This is a genomic window from Mesorhizobium sp. M7A.F.Ca.CA.001.08.2.1 (assembly GCF_003998455.1).
GTDB classification, from domain to species: domain Bacteria; phylum Pseudomonadota; class Alphaproteobacteria; order Rhizobiales; family Rhizobiaceae; genus Mesorhizobium; species Mesorhizobium ciceri.
Genome location: NZ_RZPW01001115.1, coordinates 1 through 1,467 on the forward strand (window position 1 = coordinate 1; position 1,467 = coordinate 1,467).

The 1,467-nt window shown below is 61.2% G+C and carries 1 protein-coding gene; it reads left to right on the forward strand.

Annotation, left to right across the window (positions count from 1 at the left end; all coding sequences use genetic code 11):
- Nucleotides 1-1,467, forward strand: a 1,467-nt coding sequence (locus EN914_RS38550) for a hypothetical protein (RefSeq protein ID WP_164779163.1), incomplete at both ends; no start/stop codon positions are given.

Sequence of the window (1,467 nt, forward strand, 5' to 3'; positions counted from 1 at the left end):
GGGGAGAACGGGACACTTCAATACACCTTCAATGTCACGTCCGAGGGCCATGTCGACCTGCCGGCTCCGACCGGAACGCCTCTTGTGCTGGGTGCCACCACGACGGGTGCGATCGACACGGTGGGCGAAGAGGACAACTACGTCTTCGACGTCACTCAACCGACGCAACTCCTCTTCGATGCCCTGAACAGTTCGGACCTGACCTGGAGCCTGATCGGGCCACAGGGCGAGGTAGCCACTCGCTTCTTCACGAATTCAGATGCAGCGAATTTCGGAAGTGATCCGGTTATCACGCTGAAGATTCCCGGCACCTATCAGCTGCGCGTGCAAGGCAGCGGATCAACGGGCTCCTACAGCTTCCGGCTGCTTGATATCGCAATGGCGACGCCGATCGCCTCGGCCACGCCGGTGTCGGGGACGCTGCCGACCGGCACGGAGACGGCGCTCTACCGCTTCGATGCCACGGTCGGCGAAAAGTTCTTCTTCGACCAACAAAGCGATAGCGGCGGCACCGTCTGGCGACTGCTCGATCCGTTCGGCCGGCAGGTCTGGTTCAATGGTTTTGGAGACGTCGACGTCCAGGCGCTGGCGTTCACGGGCACCTACACGCTGGCGATCGAGGGCTATGTATCCAATGCGAGCCCAGTGGATTTCGGCTTTGCGATCCACAAGGTCGAGGACACAATAGCCGCGCTGACGGTCGGCGCGACGGTTGACGGAGCGATCGCGCATGCCGGCCAGCAAAGCCGCTATACCTTCGATCTGGCGAACGCTAGGCGGCTCTATTTCGACAACCTAACCAATGATCCGCTGCAGAACCTGACTTGGAGCTTGATCGGACCGCGCGGCGAGGAGGTGAGCGCTCGATACTTCAACTATTCGGATGGGAGTTATTTCTCCAGCAATCCGGTGCTCGATCTGTCGGCGGGCAGTTATACACTCGTTGTCGACGGCAATCTCGACACGACCGGCCCCTACAGCTTCCGGCTGCTTGATGTCGCGACGGCTGTGCCGGTCGTCTCGGGCACGCCGGTGTCGGGCACGCTGCCGACCGGCACGGAGACGGCGCTCTACCACTTCGATGCACAGGCCGGCGAGAAGATCTTCTTCGACCAACAGAACAGCAGCGGTGGCACCGTCTATTGGCGCCTCATTGATCCGTTCGGCCGGCAGGTCTGGTTCAACGGTTTTGGCGACCAAGATGTCCAGGCGCTGGCGTTCACCGGGACTTACACGCTGGCGATCGAGGGCTACGTCTACGGTTCTGGGCCTGCGTCGTACACATTCAGCATCTTCCACGTGCCTGTCTCGGCACCCATCCCCATCCCAAATCAAGAGGCCGTTCCCGCCCCCGATCTCGAAGTCACCGACATTGTCGTAAGCCCCGCAACGGGCTGGCTGCCCGGCAGCAGCGTAGGTCTTACCTGGAACATACGGAACATTGGAAACCTCGCCGTATCGGGCTCC